This is a genomic window from Lentisphaera marina (assembly GCF_028745505.1).
Taxonomy (GTDB): Bacteria; Verrucomicrobiota; Lentisphaeria; order Lentisphaerales; family Lentisphaeraceae; genus Lentisphaera; species Lentisphaera marina.
Window position 1 is genome coordinate 2,699,834 of record NZ_JAQZZL010000001.1, and the last position, 25,721, is coordinate 2,725,554.

The 25,721-nt window shown below is 40.7% G+C and carries 16 protein-coding genes; 7 read left to right on the forward strand and 9 right to left on the reverse strand.

The window, feature by feature from the left end; all coding sequences use genetic code 11:
• The first annotated feature begins 155 nt into the window (after window positions 1-155).
• From PQO01_RS10860 to PQO01_RS10870, 3 genes are read left to right on the forward strand one after another with little or no spacing between them, the layout of a single operon-like run.
• Complete coding sequence (locus PQO01_RS10860) at window positions 156-1,550, forward strand: MFS transporter (protein WP_274314031.1); 1,395 nt, start codon at window positions 156-158, stop codon at window positions 1,548-1,550.
• A gap of 15 nt (window positions 1,551-1,565) precedes the next feature.
• Window positions 1,566-2,636 (forward strand): Gfo/Idh/MocA family protein, encoded by a 1,071-nt coding sequence (locus tag PQO01_RS10865; protein WP_274314032.1) that lies wholly within the window; start codon window positions 1,566-1,568, stop codon window positions 2,634-2,636.
• 14 nt (window positions 2,637-2,650) lie between these two features.
• Window positions 2,651-3,979, forward strand: a complete 1,329-nt coding sequence (locus PQO01_RS10870) for a 3-keto-disaccharide hydrolase (protein ID WP_274314033.1) — start codon at window positions 2,651-2,653, stop codon at window positions 3,977-3,979.
• Window positions 3,980-4,136: 157 nt separating this feature from the next.
• Here the strand turns inward: PQO01_RS10870 and PQO01_RS10875 are convergent, their stop codons facing one another.
• The 3 genes from PQO01_RS10875 to PQO01_RS10885 form a co-directional block, all read right to left on the reverse strand.
• A complete protein-coding gene (locus PQO01_RS10875; protein ID WP_274314034.1) occupies window positions 4,137-5,687 on the reverse strand; it encodes a sulfatase family protein in 1,551 nt (516 codons plus the stop codon).
• A gap of 74 nt (window positions 5,688-5,761) precedes the next feature.
• The gene (locus tag PQO01_RS10880; protein WP_274314035.1) at window positions 5,762-6,628 is read right to left on the reverse strand and encodes an endonuclease/exonuclease/phosphatase family protein; all 867 of its coding nucleotides are present in this window, start codon (window positions 6,626-6,628) and stop codon (window positions 5,762-5,764) included.
• Window positions 6,629-6,654: 26 nt separating this feature from the next.
• Entirely contained in the window at window positions 6,655-8,103 is a 1,449-nt protein-coding gene (locus tag PQO01_RS10885; protein ID WP_274314036.1) for a sulfatase-like hydrolase/transferase, read from the reverse strand.
• A 153-nt stretch (window positions 8,104-8,256) separates the two neighbouring features.
• Here PQO01_RS10885 and PQO01_RS10890 point away from each other — a divergent pair, with 153 nt between their 5' ends.
• Window positions 8,257-10,377 (forward strand): serine/threonine-protein kinase, encoded by a 2,121-nt coding sequence (locus PQO01_RS10890; RefSeq protein WP_274314037.1) that lies wholly within the window; start codon window positions 8,257-8,259, stop codon window positions 10,375-10,377.
• A 95-nt stretch (window positions 10,378-10,472) separates the two neighbouring features.
• On the opposite strand, the gene PQO01_RS10895 is transcribed toward PQO01_RS10890, so the two are convergent.
• The 4 genes from PQO01_RS10895 to ltrA form a co-directional block, all read right to left on the reverse strand.
• Window positions 10,473-11,072 (reverse strand): RNA polymerase sigma factor, encoded by a 600-nt coding sequence (locus PQO01_RS10895; RefSeq protein WP_274314038.1) that lies wholly within the window; start codon window positions 11,070-11,072, stop codon window positions 10,473-10,475.
• An 87-nt stretch (window positions 11,073-11,159) separates the two neighbouring features.
• On the reverse strand, window positions 11,160-13,763 hold the full coding sequence (locus tag PQO01_RS10900) for a hypothetical protein (protein ID WP_274314039.1): 2,604 nt from the start codon (window positions 13,761-13,763) through the stop codon (window positions 11,160-11,162).
• Window positions 13,764-13,776: 13 nt separating this feature from the next.
• On the reverse strand, window positions 13,777-15,225 hold the full coding sequence (locus tag PQO01_RS10905) for a sulfatase family protein (RefSeq protein WP_274314040.1): 1,449 nt from the start codon (window positions 15,223-15,225) through the stop codon (window positions 13,777-13,779).
• A gap of 197 nt (window positions 15,226-15,422) precedes the next feature.
• Window positions 15,423-16,769 carry a group II intron reverse transcriptase/maturase gene (gene ltrA / locus PQO01_RS10910; protein WP_274312433.1) on the reverse strand — a complete coding sequence of 449 codons (1,347 nt, stop codon included), beginning with the start codon at window positions 16,767-16,769 and terminating at the stop codon, window positions 15,423-15,425.
• Between the two features lie 1,491 nt (window positions 16,770-18,260).
• Between ltrA and PQO01_RS10915 the strand changes: the two genes are divergently transcribed.
• Window positions 18,261-19,001 (forward strand): hypothetical protein, encoded by a 741-nt coding sequence (locus PQO01_RS10915; RefSeq protein WP_274314041.1) that lies wholly within the window; start codon window positions 18,261-18,263, stop codon window positions 18,999-19,001.
• A 430-nt stretch (window positions 19,002-19,431) separates the two neighbouring features.
• Window positions 19,432-19,767 carry a low molecular weight protein tyrosine phosphatase family protein gene (locus PQO01_RS10920; protein WP_274314042.1) on the forward strand — a complete coding sequence of 112 codons (336 nt, stop codon included), beginning with the start codon at window positions 19,432-19,434 and terminating at the stop codon, window positions 19,765-19,767.
• A 165-nt stretch (window positions 19,768-19,932) separates the two neighbouring features.
• On the opposite strand, the gene PQO01_RS10925 is transcribed toward PQO01_RS10920, so the two are convergent.
• Window positions 19,933-20,244 (reverse strand): hypothetical protein, encoded by a 312-nt coding sequence (locus PQO01_RS10925; RefSeq protein WP_274314043.1) that lies wholly within the window; start codon window positions 20,242-20,244, stop codon window positions 19,933-19,935.
• Between the two features lie 449 nt (window positions 20,245-20,693).
• Here PQO01_RS10925 and PQO01_RS10930 point away from each other — a divergent pair, with 449 nt between their 5' ends.
• Complete coding sequence (locus PQO01_RS10930; RefSeq protein ID WP_274314044.1) at window positions 20,694-22,307, forward strand: DEAD/DEAH box helicase; 1,614 nt, start codon at window positions 20,694-20,696, stop codon at window positions 22,305-22,307.
• A 369-nt stretch (window positions 22,308-22,676) separates the two neighbouring features.
• Here PQO01_RS10930 and secA read toward each other — a convergent pair whose 3' ends face one another.
• Complete coding sequence (gene secA / locus PQO01_RS10935; RefSeq protein WP_274314045.1) at window positions 22,677-25,715, reverse strand: preprotein translocase subunit SecA; 3,039 nt, start codon at window positions 25,713-25,715, stop codon at window positions 22,677-22,679.
• Window positions 25,716-25,721 lie beyond the last annotated feature (6 nt).

The window sequence follows — 25,721 nt, forward strand, 5'->3', positions numbered from 1 at the left end:
TGAAATTAACATTGAAAGGCTCAAGAATAAGAAAAAACACATTTTAACAAGCAGTATATTTACTATTTTTTACCAAAAAACACAATTTTATATTGACAATTAATACTTGCGCTAGTATCTATAAGAACAAATGATTACTATTTAAGGAGCTCCTTGTGACTATTACAGAACAAAATAAATCCCCCATGATACCACTATCCATCATGATGTTTTTACAATTCTTCATCTGGGGTGCTTGGTATGTAACTGCGCCTAATTTCTTGGGCACCATTGGTTTTGGTGCCGATGATTTTGGGTGGACCTATTCAGTCGGTCCGATTGCTGGGATGATAACGCCTCTATTTGTAGGTATGATCGCAGATAGATTTTTCCCTGCTCAAGTCGTCATGGGAGTCATGCACCTTCTTGGTGCTTCATTTATGTTCCTAGCAACTGGATACATGGATGGGAACTCATCGGCTACAACAATCAACTGGTTTTTCTTCGGGCATATGTTGAGTTTTTACCCCACCCTTGCACTCACCAATACGATTGCCATGAAAAACATGACTAATTCAGAAAAGCAATTTCCCATTGTTCGCGTTTTTGGTACGGCGGGTTGGATTGTTGCAGGTCTTTCTCTAAGCTGGTTAGCTTTTGACGCCAGTATTAATATGTTCAAAATATCTGCAGCTTCTGCTGCCTTACTTGGCGTTTTTAGCTTCATGCTTCCCAATACACCTCCAGTGAAATCTGACAAAAAGATCACTGCTGGAGAACTCCTGGGACTAAATGCACTTACACTCCTCAAAAACCGTTCTTACCTAATTTTCATGATTAGTTCCATTCTAATCTGTATTCCACTAGCATTTTACTACCAGATGACTAGCCGTATCGTGCAATTAGTTGGCCTCCCCGTTGGACAAACAATGTCCTATGGTCAGATGTCAGAAGTTCTTTTCATGTTAGTCATGCCACTATTTTTTGCTCGCTTGGGTATTAAGAAAATGCTATTTCTCGGAATGCTGTGCTGGGTCATCCGTTACGGTTTATTTGCCTTTGGCACACCGCAACAAGTTTCATGGATGATTATACTTGGCATTATTCTCCACGGCATTTGCTATGATTTCTTTTTTGTAACTGGTCAAATCTACACAGACCGAGTGGCTCCAGAAAAACTAAAAGGTCAAGCACAAGGTCTACTAGTTCTCCTGACTCTTGGCTTAGGGATGTTCATCGGAGCCCAAGTTGCAGGTAAAGTAGAAGCTAAATACACACCTGCCATTGTCGCTGAGAATGGAGAAAAAATACAATCGACTGCAGTCCAAATTGCTGAACTCACAAAGTCGAAAACTCAAGTACAAGGTGATAAATTAGCCAATATTGAGAATGAAATCGTTTCTCTCAAAAAAGTCCAAGGAGACTTAGCTATGGCTAATATAAAAGCTCTTAACTGGAAAATGATTTGGGGAATCCCTGCTGTTATGGCCTTAATCGTTCTCGTTTTCTTCTCAATCTTATTTAAAGAGCCTAAAGAAGCAGATGCTTCTCAGCCCGAAATCAATCATTAAACACAGGTAAATATTATGTCAAAAATTAAAATACTCGTTGTGGGTTGTGGAAATATGGGAAGGTCTCATGCGCTCGCCTACCACGGCCTCAATGATTTTGAAATCTGCGGAATTGTTTCTCGCGGTTCTAGCAAAGAAAAACTCAATGAAGAACTCGGTGGGAATTATGCGCTTTACGCAGATTACCATGAAGCCCTAAAAGAGACTCAGGCTGATGCGGTTTGTATCTCAACTTACCCAGACACTCACGAAGAGTATGCGATAGCAGCTTTTGAAGCAGGAGCACATGTATTTCTAGAGAAGCCCGTCGCACCAAGTGTAGAGGGCTGTGAACGCGTTGTTGCAGCTGCGATAGCCGCAAACAAAAAACTCGTCGTTGGCTATATCTTGCGTCATCATCCTTCATGGATGCAATTCATTGACCTTGCCAAAGATTTAGGCAAGCCCTTAGTCATGCGCATGAATCTTAACCAACAATCCCATGGCAAGATGTGGGATACTCACAAAAATCTCATGAATTCCATGTCTCCCATCGTCGATTGTGGTGTTCACTACGTGGATGTTATGTGCCAAATGACGCAAGCTAAACCCCTTCGCGTTAGTGCGATTGGTGCACGACTCAGCGAGGAACTGAATCCCGGCATGTATAACTATGGTCAGCTGCAAGTCACATTTGATGATGGTTCCGTTGGTTGGTATGAAGCGGGCTGGGGTCCCATGGCCTCTACAAAAGCTTTCTTCATTAAAGATGTTTGGGGCCCCAAGGGTTCCGCGACCATCAGTGCTCAAAATGCTTCTGAGGAAGATCAATCCGATAATGTCGATGCTCACAGCAAGACCGAACAGATTCGTGTCCATTCGGCTGAGATCAACGAGAAAAATGAATTCATTAATGAAGATCAATGGATCTCCACTGAAGATGAACCCGATCATGATGGCTTGTGCCTACGTGAGCAAGAATACTTTCTCAAATCCATCCAAGAAGATCTAGATTTAACAGATCACATGAACGATGCCATTAATTCACTCAAAATTGTTTTAGCCGCTGACCAGGCATTTAAAACAGGCCAAGCCATCCAACTATAAGCATAGGAAAAACCATGAAACTTATCAAAATTGCTAGTCTAGTTTTTTTCACCTTTATCAGTGTATCCAGCGCTGTGGCTTCCAGTGAAAACTTGACTTTCACAAATCTTTTTGAAAAAGATGCGGACCTCGCAACAAACTGGATTGGTAATACCAAGGGCTATAAAGTCGAAAATAACACTATCATTGCTCAGCCGAGATGTGGGAATATCTACACAGCTAAGGAGTATCAAGACTATGTTTTACGCTTTGAATTTAAATTAGCTCCACATGCCAATAACGGAATCGGTTTAAGAGCTCCGCACCCCAATGACAAAACAGTAAAAAGACATGACCCCGCCTATTCCACTGTCGAAGTACAAATCCTCGATAACACTCATCCCAAATACGCCAAACTCAAAGACTACCAATTCCATGGTTCTGCTTACGGCATTGCCGCAGCGAAAAAAGGCGCTGAAAAACCTTTAGGCGAATGGAATCAGCAGGAAATACGTCTTCAAGGTAATCAACTTAAAGTCACACTCAATGGGCAAGTCATTTTGGATACCGATATTTCAAAAGGCGATGCCGGAAAGTTTGCGACAGGCCGTAATCGCGCCGCTGGGCATATTGCTATCGCAGGTCATGGACCGGGCGTTAGCTTCCGCAATATCTCGGTTGCTGAACTCGACAATGCTTTTGCTTTGCCAAGTACAGATAATCAAGCTCCAGAAGGTTTCACTCAACTCTTTAATGGCAAAGACCTCACAAATTGGAAAGGCCTACTTGATCGCCCCTTTGATAAGCCACACAAACGCAAAAGCCTAAACACAGACAAACTGAAAGAACTGCAAGCCAAAGCTAATGTGAGCATGAATAAACACTGGTCAGTTACGGAGCAAAATGAATTGTTTTTTGATGGTGCTAAAGGCGGACACAGTTTGGCGACTGCTAAACAGTACAAAAATTTCGAGTTCCACGTTAGTTGGAAAATCAATGCTGGTGGAGATAGTGGCATCTACGTCCGCGGCCTTCCACAAATTCAAATTTGGGATCCTGCGGATACTAAAGCACATCGTCATGGTTCCGATAAGGGCTCAGGCGCTTTGTGGAACAATCCTAAAGAGGGGAAATGGCCTTTAGTTAAAGCCGATAATCCCACTGGCGAATGGAATCATTTCTTCATCCGCATGATTGGTGATCGCGTTAGTATTTGGCTAAACGGCAAACTCACTGTTAACGATGCACCTCTCTACAACCTCTGGGAAAAAGGTAAGGCCCCTATCCCTGAGATGGAACAAATTGAGCTCCAATGTCATGGTCATCCAACTTGGTTAAAAAATATTTATATCCGCGAACTCTAAAAGTCAGCCTATAAATCGGCCTGCTCTCAGCAGCTCATAAATTAAAAAAGCCTTGGAATCCAATTCCAAGGCTTTTTTATCTTTAGTTTTTTAATAAGTTTTATAGACTTAGTTTTTCCTTTAACAATTCATTAAAGAGCTCAAAGGGGCGCTCTCATTAAAACTCGCCGAACTGACCGGGCTGATCTTTTATGTGTTCAGATAAAAGCGCTTTCAAACTCTGTAATTTTTTGGCGTATTCAGGGTTATTAGCTAAGTTGCGTTGTTCTTTGCGATCCTTGCGAAGATCATAGAGTTGGTCGGTATCCCAGTAGGCCTTATAGTTTTTAGGGATTTTCTTTTCTAAACCACGACCACCACGCGTAGAAGCAATATGGTAAAGTGGCTTGGGTTTGGCGTCTCCCTCAACATCAAAATTCTTTTCGCGATCAGGGTGTACTCTCCAAGCAATGTATTTAAATTCATCACTTAAGACTGCGCGAGTGGAACCAATTTGTAAAAATACAGCTTCGTTTGTCGCTTTATCATCGCCTTCAAGCAGGCTCAAAAAGCTCTTGCCATCCATCTTCACTTGTGATTCATTGGGAATTCCGCAAAGTTCGTAAACCGTTGGCGCAAAATCGATGTTAGCCAAAAGTTGATTAAGACGTCTACCACCTTTTAATTTTTTGCCCCAAACAAAGGCTGGAGATAAAGCTCCGCCTTCATAAAGAGCGCCCTTGGCTCCCATTCCATTGTCATTAAAGAAGAAGATAATCGTATTATCTAGCTGCCCCATATCTTCAATTTTATTGATTATTGCCGTAATACCATCGTCCAACCATAGTGGATCTGAGTGATCACCCTTATAGGCTATCCCCGCTTCTTTTAAACGCTTTATAATGGACTCCCGCGAAGGCTGAACGCGAAGTTCATCTTTCAAAACTCCCGCCGCAGTAAAGCGTGGATCCGCAGAATACTTTTCACCTGCTGGTCCAGGACCATGGTTGAGTGTGGTACAAAAATGTAAATAGAAGGGCTTATCCTGCTTCTCTGCAAGGTTTAAAAAATCGAGGCCCGATTTTGTAATCCAATCCATATTATGTGCCTCCATGGCAATGGGCATATGACCTGGAACATTGCCTGCATATATACTCCCCGCGAAATCAAAACCATTATTGAGGACACTCTGCACTTCTGCTGCTTGCTTTTTTTGCAGGAATGCTTGAGTCTTGGCGTCAAAGGGGTCGGCATTGCGATAAGCCTTTATACTCGGAACTTTAATAGATTCATCATGAATAACGTGATTTTTTCCCGCAAACCCAGTGAAATAACCATTAGCTTTGAGCACACTTCCCATATGCGCTTTTCCGGGCGTTATGTGTACATTAAAGTGAGGGTTTGGCTGATTCCCGTAGGACTTCATGTCATTTAAAAAACCACTATCTAAACTTCTACTAGGGTATTCACCCGTCAAAACACTATAGCGACTCGGAGTGCATACTGTTGAAGTTGCGTACATACGATCCAAAATAATCCCTTCACTGGAAAGGCGATCAATTGTTGGGGTTAAATTGCGGTTTTTACCATTCTCATCTTTACCCTCAGGTAAAAAGTTAAACTCGCGGCGCCACTGATCATCAGTCATGATAAAAAGTATATTGGGGCGTTCCTTAGCTAGTGCACAACAGCTCACTAAGAAAAAAAAGGCAATGAGATATTTATTCATAAAGTTTGTCCTTGGTTTATATCAATTTTATACACTTGAGAACAAGAGAATCTAACTGATCTTTGATTGCTTGATTAATTATCTGTGATTTCGATAATCACTGGATAATGATCTGAAATTGTTTCTAAAGCACCACCTTTGGGAATATCGGCTTTAAGTAATTTCTTAGCCGTCTTCTGGTCAGACAAAACAAAATCAATTCTGCGTAAATGTTTTTCCTGAACCTCACGATTGGGGATTTTTTCTAATAAAGTACTCGGAAAGCTTCCTTTGATTGCTTCTTTTCCAAATAACTTTTCATGACACAAATCAACTAAACCGAGCTCATCAAAAGACGACATGATACTCACATCAAAATGCCCCTTATTTAGGTTAGCTTTTTTCTTGGGGTTTTGGCGCATTTCCTTTAATAAATCATCCAATTCTGAAAGGCGATCCAAATCCAAATGACTGAAAGAGTTGAAATCACCTAAGACAATTAGTCCCTCATCCTTCTTGAGTAAATCTTTAATCTGACTGGACATATAAGTCAACTCTTGCTCACGCGCCGTCAAACGCTGAGAGGTCATGTGAACGACCATGAAACTATAGCCATGACATTTCAGCTTCAAAAAACCGCGCTTCACACCTTGGTGAAGTTCTTCCACTTCCGTGATCGGGAAACGAGAACTAAAAGCGAGTGGCATACCCGGTTTACGATTGTAAAAATAGCTATAGTCATGCCCCCAAGTTTTTGCGAGTTCAGCAAACTTATCTGCGCTAAAGCCCTTCACTTCCTGCAAAGCGACAAAGTCGGCTTCTTGTTCTTTCAGCCATTGACTTGCTACTTCAATACTTTTCCCATGATTGAAACCATAAAGTACATTATACGAAATAATCTTTAAACTATCTGCGTGTAGGCTCGATAATAAGGCGAGGTAAATTAATATTTTCTTTATCATTATAGCTCTAAATTTTAGAAGATTTTTTAAAGTGTTTCGTCATAGTGTTGGTAATCGCTATGATTGTGAAGGTGCTTTTCAATTGCCTTAGGACTTGTGGCAGTTTTGAACCAGATTTTACCCTTTTTAGTCTGAAACCATGGGTCATCTTTTTGTAACGCTGGTTTTGAAGACAAAATCGTTTTCATGTATTTATATGCCTCTGCGTGTTCAGGGTTTTTCTCGGCACGTACATAACCCTTCCCCTGCCTATTATTGGCACAATAATAAAAGCGTCCATTGTCGGCTCCCATCACGGGATTAATCACTTCCATGAGATGAGTTCGTGTGCGTATAAGCTGCGATGTGGAAGTGCAAGCGTAAATCCAATCACGATGCGAATCTGAATCTCCGTTTAAAAATGGCTTTAAACTTTTACCATCTATATATTCTGGTATTTCACCCCCTGCCCAATCTACAAAAGTAGGTAAAATATCTGAAAAGTCCATAATCTCATCTGTAGCACCACGTTGAATTATTCCAGGTCCCTTTGCGGTAAAAATGACATGTCCCGCACGTTCAACGCCACGTGATTTTGCCGTCACTGCAGTTCCATTATCCGAAGCAAAAATAATGATTGTGTTTTCCTCTATACCTAAGTCTCTGACCTTCTGCTCGATTCTGCCTACTAAAATATCGATGTAATCATTGAGGGCCCTAAATCGACGTTCTGATTCTTTCCCTCTATTGGCCTTGGAACCTAAATCGCCAACTTCTCCATAAATAGGGCAAGTGGGGTAACCCTCACGTGCTCCATGTGGTCCTACCATTGGGTAATAAGCTAAAAATGGCTTTTCTTCTTTGACACTTTTCTCCATGAATTCACAAATAAACTCGGTAAAAATATCTGGCCCGAAATCAGATTTTTTCGTGGCTAAAAGATGATGATTTTTTATAATGCAAGGACCCCAAAAGCGCGACGGTGTACTTTTGTCTTCCCAGAGGCCCGTATGCTTAGGCTGACCAGGCAAAGCTTTGAGCTGCTTGACTCCTTCCCAAAGACAATATTCATCAAAGCCCACAATTTTTTCATGAGGTTCTTCAGCGGGTCCCACATGCCACTTTCCCGCAACCGCAGTCCTGTAGCCTTCTGTTTGCATGAGCTTAGCGAAACTAGGGTACTTCCCAAAAAAGCTCTCTCCCGAATCTGTATTTTTAAAGAAACCATTGTAATACGCCCCCGTCGTGTTGGCATAAGAACCCGTCATAATGAGAGCTCTCGATGGCCCACAAATGGAAGATGACCAAGCGGTGCGAAACATCACGCCTTCTTGAGCTATACGATCTAGGTTCGGGGTTTTGGCATTTTTATTTCCGTAAAAGCCATACATGTCAGGGCTCACATCATCTGCGAGAATAAAAATTATATTAGCCTGCTTAGCTGCAAATAAATTCATCGTCCATAGTAAACTCAAGAGAGTTATAAATTTGATCATCTACTTAATCCTTATAAATTTCGTTTAAAACTAGTACAAGATCCCACTTGCTAACTTAACTCGTTAATGAGAGAATAAAGAGAAAAAGTAGCAATTGTGTGGACTTGTCTAGGCTGTGAGCTTAGCTTAAAAGAAACTTTAATTGCGTGAGTCATGAGCCACAAAGAAATAAACTTAGATGAATTTTACTCGGATTTCCAAGAGGACCTAGGCGACCTCTACGATGGCGCACAAAAGCCTTCTGAAGAAGACCAACAAGTTCAGGAAATTATTGATCAGCTCCTCAAAAAACGCTATGATGGAGAAGATTTTATTGCCGAAGGTGGCATGAAAAAAATCATCCGTAGTCGCGATAGCTTAACTTCCCGAGACGTGGCCATTGCTTTCTTAAAGCCTGACAAAAAAGAAAAATTGACTTCATTCATCAAGGAAGCGCGATTAAACGCCCGCTTACAACACCCCAATATCATGACGGTTTACGACATTGGTGTCGATGATAATCAAGAAGTATTTTTTACCATGAAACTCATCGAAGGCCAAGAATTGGGCGACATACTCAAATCTCTAAAAGAGGCCCCTTCCTCTACTTTCGATCTTCAACGCCTGCTCTATATCTTTCTCAAAATTTGTGAAGCCATTTCTTTCGCCCATTCAAAAAAGATACTTCACTTGGATCTAAAACCAGAGAATATACAAGTCGGTAGATTCGGTGAAGTTCTTGTCTGTGATTGGGGCTTAGCAAAAGATCTGAATGCGCAAAAAGAAACTAGTGAAATTGACTTAAATGACTCACCACTCTTCAAAGCTGATAGCAATCTAGATGTGGATGTTTGCTCAACCCTAGATGGCATCGTCAAAGGCAGCCTAGGTTACATGGCTCCAGAACAAGCCGAAGGACGCAATAAGGAAAAAGACGAAAGAACAGATATCTATAGCTTGGGTGCCATTCTGTATTCAATCCTTACTTACGAAAACTCTGTTAACAAAACAGACATCGCCGCTGCCCTCACCCAATGTGTCAGTGGTGCCATCCAGCACCCTTCCCAACGCGTTGCCCATAAAGTACCCGAAGCCCTAGAAGCCGTCACACTGAAAGCCATGGCCCTAAAACCCGAAGCTCGTTACCAAACTGTGGATGCATTAGTCAAAGATATTGAGGCCTACTTAGGGGGCTTTGCCACCAGTGCCGAAGACGCCGACTTTATCACTCAAATCAAGCTTTTGATTAAACGCAATAAGACTGCGAGCTCACTCATGACTTTGTCTTTCCTCATTATTTGTTTCCTAGTGGGGGGCTTCATACAACAAATTTCAACACGTGAAAAAGAAGCAGTCTTAGCTAAAGAAAAAGCCGAAAAACTTCAGGCCATGGCAGAGAAAGAAAAACGACGTGCCGAAGACGAAAATAAATTGCGCATGGAACTCAGTTCTAAAGCCGCACCAGCTTTTTTTCGTCGTTCGCAATTGACTTGGAAAAACTTTCAATTCCAAGCTTTTCAACACGCGATAAAAATGACTTTAGAACTCAATCCAAATTCACAAAAAGCCTGGAATCTCTACGCATTTTATTTACTTGGCAATATGGAATTTGATCGAGCTGAAAGTTCTTTCCAAAAAGGTTTTGGCGGCAAAGCCTATAAGGGTCTAATCCAAAAATGGAAAACTCAAAAAGTTGACAAAAGCAATGTGCACCTTTTCATTTTCGACCTGCAAAAACTCAATTTAAATCGCGAAATAGCTTTAGTGATGAATCATTTTCAGTCGCAAAATTCTTATCAAGAGAAATACCAATTTCTCGCTAAGACCATCAAATTAACCTACCAAAATAATTCCCCCATTGAGGTCGATTATAATATCGATCAAAAAAGCATTAAAGTCATTGGAAAACACTTCCGTAAAAATGCCCTATTAAATGGCCTCGCACTCAAGAAAATTGATTTATCTAACACCGTAATAACGACCTTAGACTTATTCCATGGCTGGGCTCTTACAGAACTAAATATAAGTAAAAGTAAAGTCAGCGATATCTCACCGCTAAAAACCAATCCCATTGTGAATTTAGATATTTCCTATACCTCTGTCAATGATATCAATATCGTTCAATCCCTGCCGATAAAAAGCTTAAATATTGCTGGTCTTAGACTGAAAAACCTAGCCCCCCTACTCAACTGTCCATCTTTGGAAAAAGTGACCCTGAGTAAAGATATGGCTCAGAAGGAACAAAATGTCGTCTCGGCACTCAAAGAGCGTTGCCAAGTCATCATCATCCCATAAGCTTTAAAGATCACAGGCCTTCTAGAATTTTTAATTACTTCAACCGCGCGCGGTGGCAACCGCAAGCCGCTCTTAAGCGATAGCCCATAAAAACTTTAACAAATCTCTTCTTCTAAGCGTTTTATTTCTTTAAACAAAACTTGCTCAACGCGTTTTTTATACACGTAGGCCGAGCCTTCAGTCACACCCACCTCACTAGCGATCTCCGCAACTTTTTTACCTTGGCGAAACATCAAAAACGTATCGCGGGCATTGGCATGCAAATCGTCTTTCACATTCTTCCAAGCAAGGTTGGCAATATAAGTACGCCATTCACTTTCAGCAATTTCCTCAATCTCGGGTAAACTGACTCCATTGAGGTAGCCCTCCACTTCTTGGCGCTTCACTTTTTCGTAGCGTTTTAATCGCGCCTGCTGCGATTTAAGAAAATTTTTCACTGTGTTGCCCGTCACTGTACAAAGCCAGCCCCGAAAGCGCCCCTTTTGTTGACTATAATCAAACTCAGGCATTTTATCCCAAAGCTTAATTAAGACATTTTGACTTATTTCTTCTGAATCATGATGACTCAAATTCATGCGTCGCGCAATGACATAGAGATACGGGCGATAATAATAAACGAACTCTTCCCAAGCCGACTCATCATCGTGATTCTTAGCTCGTAAAAGAAGGGTCTGACGAGTATTCCAATCAGTCATTGCATAATCCTCTTAAATTTTAATTGAATATAAGGGAGCAGCAATGACTAACAAGTCCAAGTGAATCGCTTTGAGATAGGAAAAACTTTATTTTAAATAATTTAAAGAGAGTTTTTGCGCACTTATGAACTCATTTTCCAAGATCAACAATTCACTAGGCTTCAAAATTTTAGACGCCTCCTCAATCACATAGTCCCTTTCCATTTTTTCAAAATCTGCTAAACGTTTCTTAATCGTCGCATAGCCCCTTTTACCCTCTTCTAATTCACTTTCGGCCTTCTTTAATTCCTTATACCAATTCACATTTTCCTGCCACCAAAAACGCTTGTAGAGTTCAAGCACATATCTTTTTGATTCTTGCGTCAAAACAGATTTATCAAGTCTTTCAGGTAAGCTGAATTCTTGTGCCATAGGTATCGACTGTTCAGGATAATTGTAATCGTAATTCTGCACCTCTTTAAGGCCTCCAAAAGTCCAGGCATCACCTTTTGTAACATAGCCATCAACCTTATTATCAACACGCCAATAATAGTGTTTTTGCGGATCTATTTTACCAGGATTAAAAATATTGCTACTTTGATTCCCTTTAAAACAACTTGAATCCATATCCGCATTCTCCACTTCGTCTTTGTTTTCTGAAAAGTAAATATTAAAAGATTCACTTGTCCTAGCGGGGCGCCACATCAAGTCCGCATCCTCTTTTACATTACTCGCATTCATACCCGGAATCGGCATACTGCATTTATCGCTTTTATAACCAGGTATCCAATAGTTTTCCACACCAAAATCATAAGGACCTATTCCCTTCAATTGATTGACGGGACGAAAATCTAAATTCGTCGGATCCCTTAAAATACTACGTGGATTTGTCTGCAAATTATTTTCATTTTTACAAAAAAGTGGCACCCCTTTACTGACCACAAAATGACCATTAATTGCCCCCGCAATATTATTGTTCACCTGTGAATAACGGTTGTAGCCACCCATCAAGGGGACACAAGGTAAGGCGATGTCTGTTTTTCCTGCCGCAAACGCATCAAAAGAAAGATTGTTGTATACGACATGACGATCTCCTTTCAGTTTTAAACCCGCCGAATCCCATGCCACATTATGATTTACGGTTCCTCCCTCGCCCCAATTAACATAAGCCGTAAACATACTTGATGTATCAAAACGAATCGCCGCCTTATTTCTCAAACCATGGATCCAGTTGTGATTTACTTTCACATCTTTAATCGCCGACACACCACAGTTAATAGCTGATCCATCGTGCTGTAATAAACTCATATTATGAAGATAATTATATTCGATCACATCTCCCGGGCCTGAACGATACCCCTCAGAATTACCCGCTGTATGCACCGTGTTATAACGAAAAGTCGTATTACGTCCTTTGCCCATTTCTATTGTTCCACCATCACCGCCGCCAATACAGGTGAAATCGATATGATGAAACAAGTTATTCTCTAGTAAATTCTGATAACCTGTCATTTTAATTGCGGGTCCATCCGCATATTCAAAAACGCAATTTAAAACTCGATTATTAGTAGCTTCCATCCCCGAGTTCATTTCATTCTCAATCACCGTGTACTTATTTTTCGAGAAATCACCTAAGACAAATTTGTTGAACGATGGGTACTTAAAGTGACAGTCATCTAAGGTCATGTTAGTGCATTTTTTGAAATTCAGTGTCGTTGCAAAAAACTGAATGCCTGTGAAACTCAAATGACTTGAATCTTTCACCACCAAATTATAATCCTGAACCTTAGCACGGATTTTTTTCTGTAAAGGCAATTCCGCTTCTGCTAGTTTTATGTAAACCACCTTGTCTTCTGGGGTGTAGTACCATTCTTTTTCAGCATCAAGTGCCATCAAGCCTTCCAAATAGTAATGTCCCAACTTCTTCTTATGCGCAAAGAACTTATCATTCTTTAGCATATTCAAATTGCCTTTCATCGTCTCTGTATCGTAAGTAAAACTATTGCTTCCTGCCTCGTGTTTCGACACCTTCTGCGCATAGCTCATCCAAGCATTAATATTTAGAACTGCCACTGCCCCAGTGAAGTCAATCCCCGTCTCTGCTAAAGTCTGTGTATTAACTCCCTCTTTCAAAGATTTGGGGCGTGCATCAACCATTTCACCAAAAGTACTTTCCTTTCCTTGGTGACGCCAAGTCGACTCCATATCAAAAACTGAATCATCATCAAAAGAAGCATTTGGCCAACGAGCAGTCACAAACATTTCATCATCAATGAATAACTGTGTCACATCAAAGTCCAATTGCTGAGCAAGAATCCCATTGCCCATATCTTGCCAATTATTAGCTAAGTCAACTGAACCATCAAAAATGACTTCCTCACCTGGGTAGGCAATAAAATTAATCGGAGCATCCTTACTCCCCTTCAACTGCGCGATCTCATTTACTTCTCGATAACGACCGCCTCGAATTATCACTCCATCACCAGCTTTTAATCTAGGGATAAGTTTATTTAGTGATCGCAAAGGCGAGCTAATTTGCCCCTCTGCTTCATCATCGCCATCCATTGCAAGGAAATAAGTCTTTCCCGTGAATTTCGGCAATACGACATCCTTTTTCTTGATTTCTCTTACTTCCATCACGCTCGTATTATCACATGAATTCACGCTCAAAAGCAGGCCTAACTTAATGAGGATTCGCCATTTATTTTTCATATCTTTACCTAACTTAGTGACTTTTCTTTTTAAATTTTTTGAGCGCTTCATAATCAATTGCAGGTGGGTTTTCACAATCAAAATCTTCCCCCATTTGAGCCTGCAGTTCCTTGAGATCAATTTTTAAATTTTCTATGACGGATTTATACTCAGCATTCGTAGATAAATCATTCATTTCCTTGGGATCTTTGCTCAAGTTATAGAGTCGGTATTTCTTTGCGTAAGGATAAGCAATCAGCTTCCAATCACCCTTCAAAATCATGCGCTGATAATTGATATATTTACCAAAAATTGCCGGGTAATGCTCACTCGTCTCCTCTTCTATAAGCGGTAATAAACTTTTAAATTCTACGTAATTCGGCTTACTTACTCCCCCCAAGTCCAAAGTTGTTGCCATCGCATCTTGAATATAAATCGCCGTATCATTCCTTTGCCCCTTTGGAATCGCTGGTCCCACAATAATGAAAGGACTACGCATACTGTGCTCATACATATTCTGCTTCCCCACTAAGCCGTGCTCTCCCACCGCCAAGCCGTGATCCGAAGTGAAAATTATGTATGTATTATCTGCCTTGCCTGAATCTTTTAAAGCCTTTAAAACACGGCCAATATTTTCGTCCATATGGGTTGTCGCCGCAAAATATTCCTGACGATTGATTTTTGTCGCATACTCCGACCTAGGAAAAGGTATCACACAAGCATCGCGCAACTGTTTGCCACAACCTATTTGATCGCGATAAGGATAGAGTCCTGCGTAGTTCGCTGGCAAAGAGATCTCATCAAGCGGGTACATATCAATATATTCTTTGGGTGCTTGGCGAGGATCATGCGGTGCATTGAAACCCACATACATAAAAAATGCTTCATCAATATCTTTCGCTTCATTCAAGAAATCAATCGCATGATCTGCAGTAACTTCCGTCCAGTGCTTTCCACCTTCCCAAAAACCACCATGAACCTTATCCCATGGCTTCCAGCCCTTTTCATAATCCTCTGGACTCAAGGGACGATTCATCCCTGCTTCAGTTTGTGCCGGCATCCCACCACGAACATCTCTACAAATATCAAAAGGAGGATTCTTTGCTGTCTTCCCAGGTACATGCCACTTACCCGTCATATAAGTCTTATACCCCGCCGTTTTCATAAGCTCTGCCCACTGAGGCTGCTTGCGCACTGTTTGATTGGCTCGATTGACAAAGGCACCCGAGTTAAACATCGCACGGCTTGCCATGCATACTGCCCCACTCCAAGCTCCCATATTATAGGCACGGGTAAACATCACCCCCTCTTCAGCTAATTTATCGAGATGCGGAGTTTTACATTCCGTCTCGCCCATAATGGATAAAGTTTCTAAGGCTTGGTCATCCGATAAAATAAAAAGTATATTGGGTTTTGCCTGCTCCGCAAAAAGCCCCTTTGCGAAGAGCGCCAATAAAACTAAAAAGCTAAAAAACTGCGTCATGAATTTTCCTTGTATAATGATTCTATTCCTAATACAAAGCAAAATCAGACTATTAAACTCAAATTAAGCCACTCGCATTTTAATTTCTCAATTTTTCATTACTTCACCCCACCCTAGATAAGGGTAGGGAAAGCTCCTTGCGGAGCCTCCCCTCCTTCCGAACCGTACGTGCGGATCTCCCGCATACGGCTCTCCGGTCAATGCTTACTCCGAAGAGACTGAGATTCCAGTAACCAGGCCTCTTCCAGTGAAAAGAACCCTAGTTCTACAAAGTATTTCTTGGTATATTTCTTGTTATCGATAATCCGATGAGTACCTCTCTTACGGTTGTACTTAGCGATGATACTGCGCAACCTTCTTCGAAAGAAAGCATCAACTTCGAGCATGGTCCAACGATTGGAATGCTTGAAGTACTCATACCAACCTTTGAGACTAGGCCTGAGGGCTTTAATAATTTCTTCTATGGATTGCCAATGACAACGCCTCGTACGCTTGCGTATAGTATCCTTAATTTTAGCCATACTCTGTTTTCGGGGCCACCTATTTATTCTGCCCGTCCTTTTCGAACGCTCAAAGTGATAACCTAGAAATTCAAAGTACTCATCTTGCTGATTCATGTCGGCAATTCGGGTTTTATCGGGGTGAAGATTCAGACCATGGGCCTTCATCCAACGCTTTATCTTGCGCAAGCCCCGTTTAGCCGATTTTGCATTATCGCACATCACCAGAAAGTCATCCGCATACCTCACTATTTCAAAACCAGCGTCTCTCATCCTATGGTCGAATTCATCGAGATAAATATTGGCGAGCAGTGGGCTAATTACGCCTCCTTGCGGAGTCCCTTTCTCGGGTTCCCACTCCTTGATTCCGTCGAATATCCCCGCTTTGAGGAAAGCTTCTATAAGGTCAAGGACCTTGCCATCACTTATTTTCTCTTTGACTCGTGCCATGAGTTTGTCGTGCGGTATCATATCAAAGTAACTTTGAATGTCCGCATCAACGACATAGAGCTGTCCTTGCGTAAGTAGATGATGAACCCGCCTAAGCGCGTCTTTACATCCCCGTTGCGGACGAAAACCAAAACTCTGTGCAGAAAATTCCGCATCATATATCGGTTCAATAACATTCTTGAGCGCAGTCTGAACAACTCTATCTCGCACGGTTGGTATTCCCAATGCACGCGTTTTACCGTCGGCTTTTGGGATCTCTACCCTGCGAACGCATTGCGGAAGGTAAGTCCCCGCCTGTAATTGCTTCATCAATTGTTCAGTATTGTGCTCTAACTCTGATTCATAACGATCCAAGCTCACCATATCCACCCCGTGACTCCCGCCGTTTGCACGAACAGATTCCCAGGCTTCTACAAGGTTCACTTCTCGCGCTACTTTATCTATTAAGCTATACCATTTCCTACCTTCAACTCTTGTTTCAAGAGTTCCCAGCATCTGATCTGTCCAGACTGAAGTTGAGGCCCACGCACGAATCTCTTCGGTGCGCCCTAACTGCTCCCATGAATGTTTAGTCGTCTCTGACAATTGTTTCATTCCTTCATTCTTTTCTTCTCAGTTTCATCTTCCTACTCTCCTTCGCTCTGACGGCTTTCACCGCCTTCTTTACTACTATGAGAGCTCTGACTTCTGCATGCCTTATTGCACTGCACATGCAGATCTCCCTGATTAACGTCACACAACCTTCACGGCATTCCGTCTCCAACCACCCTATAGACTTCCTCTACTGCTTTGCTACTCGCTGATATTCAGCATAGAGGATTTTCAGAACTACCTTTTTTTTTCATTCTGTTCCAAGCTTCGCCAAGCGCACGCAGGCTCGCCAGTACTATAAAGCCGAATCGAGTTCGTCATCCTACGGACTGCTGTTTCGTCTTGCCTTGCTCTCCACCCCGCCTCACGACAACGCAGTTAGGTTCGACTACAACATAATCAGCCTTTGTTGATGAGGACTTTCACCTCATTGATTGTGTGCGCTCTCAGGCGCACGAGCGCAGGCGTCCCGCCTGCTTCATACCATTCTTTTTCTATAAATTTAACTTCTGAACTAAACCTCATCCCACCCTGGGAGCACAGGAGTCTCGCCTGCTTTATACCATTCAAAATTTAAAATTCACTTCTCACTATACCGCCCGTCGATGGCTGGCAAGCCTCGCTGGGAAGGGGACAGAGTCTCTAGACTGCCTACAGGAATTTAACTTCTCCCTCCGCCTTCTACCGCCTGGTCGAGGAATGGCAATTCCTCGCGGGGTGTATGAGGGGCAGAGCTCCCTCATCTAATAATTCCAAAATATCACTATAATCCCCCCTACCGCCCGTCGATGGCTGGCAAGCCTCGCTGGGAAGGGGACAGAGTCTCTAGACTGCCTATATAAGTTCATCTCCCCTATTGCCTACGGTATTAGCCACAAGCCGCTCTTAAACTGTACCTTCCTTCCGGAGGAAACATTCTCACATGGGGATGCCAAATTGCCGCACTAAAGACTTATTCATAAAAATAGCTTACAAATTCAAATCTATTTGTAGCGACCTTCTCGCCTAAGCTTTGCGGAGTACGCAAAGCCCTGCTCTATTAAAGTATTGATATTTACTTGGAGGTAGGAGTCACTCACACAACACAATTCCCACTATTTTCACAAAAGTGCTTTACCCACTTTTGATGCGGAGCCTGTCTTAATCAAGACATAACTAAACGTCAAATAATACCTGAATAACGGTATTATTCACTTGTTAAATAACACCTGATTTACGACATTATTTACCGATGCTACCAAAATCAAAAAGACTTTAAAAGGAATGAACTTATTGAAAAATAATAAAACCCCCGAGTTATTCACTCGCCAAATAATATCCGAATAACGACATTATTTACAGCTAAAGCAAATTGATACAACAGGCACCCATAATAGAAACAAGTACAATTATCACCAAAACCACTTCACGTTATACAACAGACGAATTAACTTAGAAATCAAAAATCCCGGGAAAATCAACCGCCATATAAAACCATGTTAGATTAGACAAATAATGAAAACATATAAAAGTCATAATAAAAATTTAAGAATTTATCCTTCACCAGAAGATGTGTTTTTATCTGATATAGAAACTCATAAAAAATATTTGTTACCCTGTTCCCTCTTATACTTACCTAGTTTAGATAATTCATTAGATGGATATCTACCCATAATTATACCTATAGAACCTGAATGGGGTTGTGTAGGTTATCTAACAAATGACTATCATAATTATTATAGTAGAGAAAACTGGATTGGTTATAAAATAAAAAATGGTAAATGTTCTTTTATAGGAGACTTTAAATTTTTCCATCAAAGTGCATTTGAAAACAAACCTAGTTTAACTGAAGACGAACATTCTTTGTTAGAAGGTGCCATAACAGGTCATCCAATAATCCTGAACAGTTACAACTTGCAAAAGAAACGGTTAACCCAATTAAATTTTTTAAGTAAAATTTTAAATAAACAAAACAATCCTATTTTATTTAGCAGAGAGCTAGATGATAATAGTTCATTAGGTAATTGGGCTCAAGTTGAAATGCCTTTATCAGAATCAGCATATATTGACAGCCATGGTGATCGCAGTTACAAACGTGTCCCCATAACTCAAAGTGGTAAAGAATTTATTTATATTGGTACTGTAGAAACAAATAACTATGTAGCTCTTTCAGATGATATGTATTATGGAACACAAATGTTGATTTTTTATCAACCAGAAGAAGAACTCATGTTAACTACATTTGAATACAGTTAATAAATCTAACAAGAAGCCGGAAGGAAGATTTTCGCTAAGGCTCAATCTCCCTCAGCTTAGACGTTAACTAGTAATAAAAATAGATGAAACGAACTTTTAACAGATTTGATTATTACCTCGACGACGACAATCAAAAGGTTGCATGTAAAAGAAAAAGAAATCTGAAAATTCACCTTATAATTAACGTGGCATTGATTCTATTTCATTATTTATTTCAACATGCAATGAGTGAGGTGTTATTTATCGTAATATGGGCATCATGGTTAAGTATGATAATTCATTTATATCCAAAATATAAATGTACCAAATGCAATCAAAAAATGGTTAAACAATTAAACAGAGCTGACCACATAATGTTTACTTGTGATAAATGTAAATTGTATATAGACTCTAACTTAAAACAAGAAGAAATAGACTAAAAAGCTAACAAATGAACATACTTTTCATATGCTCCATGAACCGATGGAGGAGTCCCACTGCAGAACAAATCTATAAAAATCATAGTCGCATTAATGTTCGATCTGCGGGAACAAGTAGAAAAGCAAAAAGAACTATTTCATATTCCGACATAAAATGGGCTGATGTAATCTGCGTCATGGAATCAAAGCACAGAAGTAAGTTGAAAGCTGATTTCAGAGATTTGATGAATCACAAGAAAATATATGTCTTAGATATTGAGGATAATTATAAATATATGGACTTGGAACTTATTGAATTATTAAGTCAAACAATTGATCCAATAATCGAAAGCTCAACGGGACTATAATCAGCAAAGATCTATATCCTAAATCGTTTTCTCTAGGCTAGAATGCAGATGGCACCATGATAATCTAAATTTTCTAAAAACAAAAAAGCCTCATTTAGTTGAGGCTTTTTTGTTGTGATATTTTGTGAGTGGATATAGCCTCTTGATAGAAGCGTATGAGAAGATCTATTTCTTATACTTCTTTTTATGTTGATCGGATTTAAGGGAGTGAAGTTTTTTTGTTAATGCATGATATTCATCCCATGAAATATCGCCCCATTTTCCTTCATCGGCTAATTTAGCGGCATTCTTTTTTATAGCGGCTAAGCGGAAGTAAATTTTAGAGGCTTCAGGGTACCCCTTTTCCAAACTCTTTTTCGCTTTCATTTCGTACTCAACTGCGGCTGCACGAAAATCATCACCTCCCTTACCTTTCTTGCCTTCAGCAATTAAACTTGTACTCAAGCACAGAATTAGTATGATAATTAATTTTTTCATTGTTCTACCCTTCTTATTATTAAAGATTTACCGAAACTCATTGTGGAGCTCTTACTTACTTAATCTATAGGATATAGTAAAAACCTTTCACGACGAAAGATATTTTTATAAATTTCTTTGAAATTAGTTTTTTAAAATAATTATGAGGATCGAGGTTTTATTTAAACATTTCGGTATAAAATACATTTTAAAGACATCGTAAACTTACCTCAAGTAGAAGTAAGACAAGAAATAAGCTACATAAAAAAGAGAATAGCCTACATTTAAAAAGCACGCGAGCTTGCTATTTTTTATACTGGCAGTATATGGAGGTCGCAAATTTAAAAAACTGAGGCATACCGATAAGAGCCCGGCAACGACCGGCGTAAGGTTTTTTATGAGATGATAAATAAGCACTTCTGACTTATTTGATTTTTTTGTCGGTGAGCCTTAACACAAAGGTATCTATTATGGATAAATTCACCGATCTGGGCCTCGAGCCCTGGATTACTCAATGTCTTGAAGCTAAAGGTTTCAAAGAACCATCTCCCATTCAAGAACAGGCCATACCTGTTTTATTAGCTCAGGATCACGATATTATTGGTCAAGCTCAAACGGGAACAGGTAAAACTGCAGCTTTTGGTCTTCCTATTGTTCAAAAAATTGAGCCAGGCCTCAAAAAGCCACAAGCTCTCATTCTTTGTCCTACTCGCGAATTAGCTATTCAAGTTAATGACGAAATCAAAAGTTTTTGTAAAGGCCGTGGTATCACGACTGTTACTCTTTATGGTGGCGCTCCGATCATGGATCAAAAACGCGCACTTAAAAAAGGTGTTGATTTAATTGTAGCCACTCCTGGTCGCTGTATTCACTTCATTGAAGATGGTAAGCTCGACCTTACTAGCCTTCAGTACTTAGTACTTGACGAAGCTGACGAAATGCTCAACATGGGTTTTGTTGAAGACGTAGAAAAAGTTCTTAAAGCTTCACCAGATGAACGCACAATGCTCATGTTCTCTGCAACTATGCCTCCACGTCTGAAAAAGATCGCTGAATCATACATGCGTGATAGCATCACTATTAAAGCTAAATCTGAAACCATGACAATGGAAACAATTGATCAAGTGGTTTATGAAGCTTACCCTGAAAACAAATTTAACGCGCTCTGCCGTATCATGGATCTTGAGAAAGATTTCTACGGGATCATTTTCTGTCGTACTAAAGTTGAAGTAGAAAAAGTATCTGCGGGCCTCGCAAATGAAGGCTATGCTGCAGACTATATCCACGGCGACGTCGCACAGGAAAGTCGTGAACGCTTACTCAAGCGTTTCCGTAACCGCAACATCTCTTTGCTCATTGCAACTGACGTTGCCGCTCGTGGTATTGACGTAACTGACCTTTCACACATTGTGAACTTTTCTCTACCCGAGCAATACGAATCTTACGTTCACCGCATCGGCCGTACTGGTCGTGCAGGTAAAAAGGGTACAGCTATCACTCTAATTACGCCGAAAGAGCGTAGTAAAATGAGCTTCATCGAGAAGAAGACTGGCGCTAAGACTGAGCGTCGTAAACTTCCTTTCGGCGAAGAGATGATCAAACTTAGAATTCAAAAGCTCAGTAAAGAACTCGCTCATTTCCAAGAAAATAATGCAGAACTCGAAGAGCTCGCACCAATTAGAGATGTAGCGACTCAACTTCTTGAAGAAAACTCTCCAGTTGATCTCATTACTGCTCTCCTCTCAAAGATTTTTGGTACAAAACTCGATGCGAGCAACTACCCAGACATCAACTGCTCTGCAGCTAAGAAAAAGTCACGTGACTCACGCAATTTCAAAGGCAATACTGATTCTGGTGATAACAAGTCACTTTTCTTTGCCAAGGGTAAACGTGATGGCATGATGCCTAAAAAAGTTATTAGCTTCATTTGTGGTAAAAGTAAAATCCAACCACGCGGGATCGATAACCTCAAAGTATTTGATAAGTTCTCTATCTTTACAACGAATGCAAATGATGCAGAACGCATTATCAGATCTTGTAACCGTAAGGGCATGACACCTGTCGTTCGTTACGATCGCGGCTAAGCTTAGCCCCACTTGATTTTAAAAAGCCTGAATGATTTCATTCAGGCTTTTTTGTGCCCTCATGTCAACAGTGTGATACTGTTTATATGAGTGCACTATAAACAATAACATAATTATCCATCTAAGCGTGACCAGCTTGTTTATGCGCCGTTCCTTCAGAACGGTAAAACTTCTTAAATATCAGCTCTATGGTTAAAACCACAGTCTGAATTATACTATGTACCATTGGCACAATCGAGTCTCATCGTTAAGTAGATAACCGTACACAATAATTAATACTGTCATTAAGTTTTATCAGTAGAACTACTATCTAAACACAAAAAAAGCAGTGATTGACTCACCGCTTTTTTCAAATTATGACCTAGCTAATTAGCCGTGGCACACTTTATATTTTTTCCCTGAACCGCAAGGACATGGATCATTGGGGCGAACTTTAGGTGTTTCACGCTCAATGGGTTTACGCACTGGAGGAGCCTCAATAATCTCTTGCTCTTCAGGCTGAGCTTCCATTTGCATCATATCATCAATGGAGACGCCTTCTGGATCAAGCCCCTGCTGCTGAAGTAACTTGAGTTGCTGAATGAGGTTTTCAAATTCAACATCTTGCGCTGACTGCTCAGTCATTGGAATATTGTGTAACATCTCTTCAATAGACTCAAGTGAAACTGCCGTACGGAACATGTTAGATAAAATCTGCTGTGAGATATTATCCTCGAGCTCAGCAAAGAGCTGGAAAGCTTGTTGCTTGTATTCAATGAGAGGATCTTTCTGTGCGATACCCGCAAACTGTACGTTTTGGCGCAAGCTATCCATAGCACGCAAATGTTTAATCCACAGTTCATCGAGTGCACTTAGCATTATGTTGCGCTCAAGGTACTGAATCTGAGCTGGATCTTCGTGACTTTCTTTCTCTTCATAACCACTAACAACACGCTTAATGATGACATCTGCAAGCGGTGCAATTTCGATGGGCTGTTCGAAATCAAAACCATTCAAATCGAAATCAAGTGGAAAAGTTGTTCCTAACCATTGCTCGAGCTTCTCTTTGTCGACACGGTAAGCACCGCGACGCCCCGTAGAAAAGACTTCAACTTGGTCTTCAATTGTGTTATTAAGGATATCATAGAGGCGGATTTTTGGGTCATCAGAAACTAAGATATCTTTACGTAGTTCATAAATAATCTCACGTTGCTTATTCATCACATCATCATATTCAAGCGTGCGCTTACGAATCATGAAGTTTTGGTTTTCAACTTTTTTCTGAGCATTCTCAATCATCATGGTGGCCATGCGACCCTCAATGCTCTCGTCTTCATCCATGCCCATTTTCATACGATCTAGAATTCCAGTCATACGGTCGGCAAAAAGACGTAAAAGGTCATCTTCAAAACTTACATAGAAAACACTTGAACCGGGATCACCCTGACGTGAACAACGACCACGTAACTGACGGTCAATACGACGTGAATCATGTCGCGTTGCACCCAAGACGTGAAGTCCACCCAATTCAACAACTTCTTCAGTCAATTTAATATCGGTACCACGACCAGCCATATTAGTTGCAATAGTGATTGCACCACGTTGACCCGCATTAGCAATGATCTCTGCCTCTTCTTGGTGACGACGAGCATTCAAAACGCGGTGGGGAATTTTCTCCATGCGCAAGAAGCGACTAAGGATCTCTGAAACTTCAACTGTGGGAGTACCAATGAGAATTGGACGACCAATTCCATTGACTTCTTTAACTTCATTAATGATTGCTTTGTATTTGCCTTTCATCGTAACAAAAACACGATCATCAACATCTTTACGAATACACGGACGGTTGGTTGGAACTTCAAGGACATCTAGCTCATAGATATCTTTAAATTCTTTGGCTTCCGTTACCGCTGTACCCGTCATACCACCAAGTTTGTCGTAAAGACGGAAATAGTTCTGAATTGTAATTGTTGCTAAAGTCTGTGTCTCACGTTCGATACGAACGTTTTCTTTAGCTTCTAGAGCTTGGTGTAAACCCTCAGAGAAACGACGACCCGCCATAGCACGACCAGTATTTTCATCAACAATGACAACGCGATCTTCGCCATTATCATCTGGCGCCACAATGTAGTGAATATCTTTGATGTAGAGACAGTAAGCTTTTAAAAGCTGAGAGATATTATGCATCTCTTCAATTTTTTGTTCATACTGATCCTGCGCTTCACGTTTCTTTTCGATTTTCTCAACATCTTCGTAGGCTTCATTAGAATCAATTTCTTGCATGAGTTCTAAAATATCTGGAATGACGTAAGCATCTGGGTCGTTTGGCGACATGTAGCTACGGCCCTGGTCGGAAAGGTCGGCGTCGTTCTGACGTTCGTTAATCACGAAATAAAGTTCGTTCTTAACTTCTTGAAGAACTGATTTATTGGCATCTGAATTGATAAAGAGCTCTTTCTTTTCAACCGCACGGCGCACATCAGGATCTTCTAAGATACGGATAACCTGATTATTACGGGGCATACCCATACGCACTTTACAAATATCGAAAATTGCTTCATCGAATTCATCTGAATCTTTTGCTGCAGACTTAAGTTTTTCTCTAGCATCGGCAATAAGCTTGTTACAGATCTCGACCTGCTGTTTGTAAACGCGATTAACATGTGGATTAAACTTATCAAACTGATGCGTTGACTGAGCAACTGGCCCAGATATGATGAGAGGCGTTCTGGCTTCATCAATCAAGATAGAGTCAATTTCATCAATAATCACAAAGAAGTGATCGCGCTGAACGAGCTCTTCTTTCGACATCGCCATACCCATGTCGCGCAGGTAGTCGAAACCAAATTCTGAGTTTGTACCATAAGTAATATCGCACTTGTATTGCTGACCTCTAATATCAGGTGGCATCATACTTTGAATACAGCCCACTGTTAGACCTAGGTAGCGGAAGATGGTTCCAATCCACTCCGAGTCACGTTTCGCAAGGTAATCATTGGTTGTTACCAACTGACAGTTTTTACCAGAGAGTGCATTGAGGTAAAGCGGTAGACTCGCTGTAAGAGTTTTACCCTCACCCGTCATCATTTCCGAAATACCACCATCGTGAATCACCATACCGCCGATGAGCTGAACATCGAAAGGGATCATGCTCCAAACTTCTGTCTTGTCCATGTAAGTGACTTCTTGACCATAGAGGCGACGACAAGCATTTTTTACAGTTGCAAAAGCTTCAATTTTCAAATCGTCCAAAGTTTCACCTTTGGCTAAACGGTCACGGAATTCTTGCGTTTTTCCTTTGAGTTGATCTTCGCTAAGGCTTTGGTATTCTTTTTCTTTTGCGTTAATCGCATCAACTAGGGGCTGCATGCGTTTAACAAAACGTTCGTTAGACGAACCAAATAATTTCTTTAATAAGGGGGCAATCATTTTAAA

What these genes read in the sequence shown, in the direction of transcription:
- PQO01_RS10865 (WP_274314032.1), top strand. Translation starts at nt 1,566, where the DNA reads ATGTCAAAAATTAAAATACTCGTTGTGGGTTGTGGAAATATGGGAAGG.
- PQO01_RS10920 (WP_274314042.1), top strand. Translation starts at nt 19,432, where the DNA reads ATGAACATACTTTTCATATGCTCCATGAACCGATGGAGGAGTCCCACT.
- PQO01_RS10900 (WP_274314039.1), bottom strand. Translation starts at nt 13,763, where the DNA reads ATGAAAAATAAATGGCGAATCCTCATTAAGTTAGGCCTGCTTTTGAGC.
- PQO01_RS10885 (WP_274314036.1), bottom strand. Translation starts at nt 8,103, where the DNA reads ATGATCAAATTTATAACTCTCTTGAGTTTACTATGGACGATGAATTTA.
- PQO01_RS10870 (WP_274314033.1), top strand. Translation starts at nt 2,651, where the DNA reads ATGAAACTTATCAAAATTGCTAGTCTAGTTTTTTTCACCTTTATCAGT.
- PQO01_RS10875 (WP_274314034.1), bottom strand. Translation starts at nt 5,687, where the DNA reads ATGAATAAATATCTCATTGCCTTTTTTTTCTTAGTGAGCTGTTGTGCA.
- PQO01_RS10925 (WP_274314043.1), bottom strand. Translation starts at nt 20,244, where the DNA reads ATGAAAAAATTAATTATCATACTAATTCTGTGCTTGAGTACAAGTTTA.
- PQO01_RS10895 (WP_274314038.1), bottom strand. Translation starts at nt 11,072, where the DNA reads ATGACTGATTGGAATACTCGTCAGACCCTTCTTTTACGAGCTAAGAAT.
- PQO01_RS10930 (WP_274314044.1), top strand. Translation starts at nt 20,694, where the DNA reads ATGGATAAATTCACCGATCTGGGCCTCGAGCCCTGGATTACTCAATGT.
- PQO01_RS10915 (WP_274314041.1), top strand. Translation starts at nt 18,261, where the DNA reads ATGAAAACATATAAAAGTCATAATAAAAATTTAAGAATTTATCCTTCA.
- PQO01_RS10880 (WP_274314035.1), bottom strand. Translation starts at nt 6,628, where the DNA reads ATGATAAAGAAAATATTAATTTACCTCGCCTTATTATCGAGCCTACAC.
- secA (WP_274314045.1), bottom strand. Translation starts at nt 25,715, where the DNA reads ATGATTGCCCCCTTATTAAAGAAATTATTTGGTTCGTCTAACGAACGT.
- PQO01_RS10905 (WP_274314040.1), bottom strand. Translation starts at nt 15,225, where the DNA reads ATGACGCAGTTTTTTAGCTTTTTAGTTTTATTGGCGCTCTTCGCAAAG.
- ltrA (WP_274312433.1), bottom strand. Translation starts at nt 16,769, where the DNA reads ATGAAACAATTGTCAGAGACGACTAAACATTCATGGGAGCAGTTAGGG.
- PQO01_RS10890 (WP_274314037.1), top strand. Translation starts at nt 8,257, where the DNA reads ATGAGCCACAAAGAAATAAACTTAGATGAATTTTACTCGGATTTCCAA.